We start from the raw sequence: 3055 nt of genomic DNA, 5'->3' as shown, positions 1-3055 counted from the left end.
AGACCAACCAGGAATGGGTTGCGAATCTAGTTGAGCCGCTACAGCATCAAAATTCCCATTAAACAAAGTAGGAACCGCATAATCACCCCGCATCCTAGCCGAGTAAGTGTTATCTTCTAACACCGAAACCCGATTATTCTTCAAATAATCCTCAAAGTCACCCAACTCATTTTTAGTCTTCTTCCCACCATCAAAATAAGGCCGTAATTGAGAACCTCCACCTAAAACAGAGTCAAACCAACCCGTACCAATACCTTCCCAAGGAGCTTTAGTATCTCCCTGAGTAAAACTAGCATTAGTATGGTCAGGAGTATACCAAGTCTTAGTAACATCGGTGATATTGTTTTGCTCCAAATCGCCCAAGCGGCGGTAAATTGTGTCACCGTTTTCCGATGGCAGTTTGCTACCCGTGAGATTAGCAGTTCCCGCCAAGCCAAAGCAGCCCGATGAGAAGCACCTTCCCCATCATCCGGCGTAAAACCAGCCCGGTTTCCTAAAGAAACATTCCAATCAGATTTCCAGTTCGTTCCAGCAAGTTCCCGACCGTTAATCGTATTCCCAATACCCTTTGTTTGGTAATAATTGTCAGCATAAGTGACATTATTCCAAACCTTAATTTCTGGGTCTTGAATATTAAGGTAAGTTCCTTCAAAAGAATTATCATCGTAATCGTAAGGGTCAATAGTCGTCATCTGAAAGTCGCGATTTGCCCGACTCGTACCACCAGCATCAGGTAAAAACGTACCTAAACGCTGGACAATTTCACTATTAACAACAGCCCCTTGACCGAAACCAACAAAATGTAGCGGCGAGTGCGCTATTATCGAAGGTGTAAATAGATACAGGAGTTGAGTTATGGAAAAAGAAAGGATTACTGTAGAAGAATTACTCAGACGCTATGCTGCGGGCGATCGAGATTTTAGAAACATCATTTTAGAGTATGCTGACTTGAGCGGAGTTGAACTGCAAAATATTAACCTGAGTGGTGCTCAATTTAACTATGTCAATTTGAGCCGACTCAATTTGCATAGGTGCGAGTTGGGTTCGGCTCAATTTTGGTACTGTAACTTTACAGAAGCTAGAATCACCTCAAGTCATTTGCAATACAGTAGGTTTTTTGACTGTGACTTGAGAGAATTTAACAGTAGTAGATGCGACATAAGCTCGGTTAATTTTACTAGAGTCAATTTACAAGGTGCGAAGCTTGGGGGCTTTGGCGAAGACCCTTGTAACTACTGGGACGTTATTCGCCATGACGGAGTTTTTATTTCTGGTTTCACTTCCAATCTGTATCGCTCTTCCTGTAGCAATACTAACAGGGAAGTATGAGATTATAATAATATCCTAAAAAGTTATGAGAGTATGATTACTTCTGGGCTAAACGGAACTTCCTCCTGTAATGCCAAGTTCCGTTTAGCCCAGAAGTAAAATGTTAAGAAGGAGGAGAATATCTCCCTTGATTCTTCAGAGCTTACTGAATATCTTCTGGCAGATTTGACAGGAAATCAAACTTAAAGTCATAGTTACGAACTTTGTTACGTTCGTTAAGAATCTTTGTGAGTTCTGGAAGAGTAACTCGCCAAGTATCTGGGTTCCTCCAATCCGTTTTCTTTATGTTACTGCGAACGCTGTCCAAAAAGGGAGAAAACATATCATTGTTAAGCGGATTAGCAATCCCATCTAAGGATACATTATTCCAATTTGGTTCTGCTATGTTAGGCGTCATATATGCGAAAGCTTCTATGTTTGACGAAGTAACATCAACTCCTGGTTGTTCCACAGCCATGATTGTTTTCCACGTCCATCTAGGGATGTGAATTTGTCGGTTTGACAAATTGCTAGGGCTTGTATTTCCCTGATTGATCAACTCTCCATTGAAAAGGTCATCAAGCAACTCAGGAACATTCGTTTTCTTTTGAGTATTTGGATTGTTGCCGATAGCCCCAGCAAAAATGTAGAGCTCTTGCCCCTGATTGGCTCTTTCATCTACCACTTTATCTTCAATATTGAACCAAGCAGAAGTCTCATCTGGATTATCGCTGTCTCCAAAGAAACGATTATTATCCATTGACTGGGCAATCAAATTGGTTGTTAAGTACGTTGCTAATTGGTCTTTGGGATGTCTTCTTCTATCTCTGTCAGGAGACAAATGACCTCGATCCATTCCTAAGCCCGTAAAGATATTTCCATCATAGGTAGACAAGCCACTAGCGAATAAATCGGGATCGGCTATAAACTCAGGTCTTTTTATTAACCCATTGGGTAACTCTCCCGGCTGTGTTTTTGGTCTTGTCACCCATGTTTTGTCTACTTTCCAACCAACCCAGTTGGCAATTTTAGTATCAGCATTGTAAGAAACCGCGTACTGTGGTTTTTCAAGCAGCAAGTTGTTTTTATATGTACTGTTGCTAGGATTCCATCTAGCTTGAGTGGGATTACCAAATTTGAGATGCTCGCTCTTGAAGAAAACATTATCTATGTAAACGGAGTCACCGCCGTCTAAAGAAAAAGTTATTTTCGCTGACTTTCCTCGGAAATCTGCTATTTCTAAATCAGTGAGGTTTAACTTAAGTTGGAAGGTTTCAAATCCTTTTCTGCCAAACCCAATCTTATTTTCAATGTCTGAATAGATGTTCTTAATAGACTCGGTGTTATTGTTGTTGGCTGCATCAATTTGAAAGTTTGCATCTTGTGCCAGATTGATGATTACATTTTTACTTTGTCCATCTATCGTTTCAAGCTTGACATTTAGTGTTCCGCTTTGAGTGGGAGCAAAAACATCAAATCGTAAATTTCCCCAATCCGGTACGACAAAGGGATTGTGCGTGATGCTGTCGCCTGTACCTAATTTTAGAGCATAATTGATTGAACCCGAATTAGACCCTACTACAGGGTTAGATAAAGTAGTAATGCTGTTCCGATTCACCAAGGAGCTTTGCAACACAGACTTATTATGGCCATTGTACAAAGACCAACCAGGAATGGGTTGCGAATCTAGTTGAGCCGCTACAGCATCAAAATTCCCATTAAACAAAGTAGGAACCGCATAATCACC

Annotated in this window: 2 protein-coding genes and 1 pseudogene; 1 reads left to right on the top strand and 2 read right to left on the bottom strand. The window is 40.9% G+C overall.

Annotated features, from left to right (window positions below; translation table 11 throughout):
- Positions 1–432, bottom strand: a pseudogene (locus tag JGK14_RS33795) (DNA/RNA non-specific endonuclease); the annotation flags it as partial.
- Between the two features lie 423 nt (positions 433–855).
- Between JGK14_RS33795 and JGK14_RS33790 the strand changes: the two are divergent.
- The gene (locus JGK14_RS33790) at positions 856–1329 is read left to right on the top strand and encodes a pentapeptide repeat-containing protein (protein ID WP_293186096.1); all 474 of its coding nucleotides are present in this window, start codon (positions 856–858) and stop codon (positions 1327–1329) included.
- 142 nt (positions 1330–1471) lie between these two features.
- Here the strand turns inward: JGK14_RS33790 and JGK14_RS33785 are convergent.
- Positions 1472–3055, bottom strand: a 1584-nt coding sequence (locus JGK14_RS33785) for a DNA/RNA non-specific endonuclease (RefSeq protein WP_325316008.1), incomplete at its 5' end; no start/stop codon positions are given.

Source organism: Microcoleus sp. PH2017_28_MFU_U_A (genome assembly GCF_020738035.1).
GTDB lineage: Bacteria > Cyanobacteriota > Cyanobacteriia > Cyanobacteriales > Microcoleaceae > Microcoleus.
Note: the sequence above shows the minus strand (reverse complement) of the source record. Positions and strands in the feature narration are given on the sequence as shown.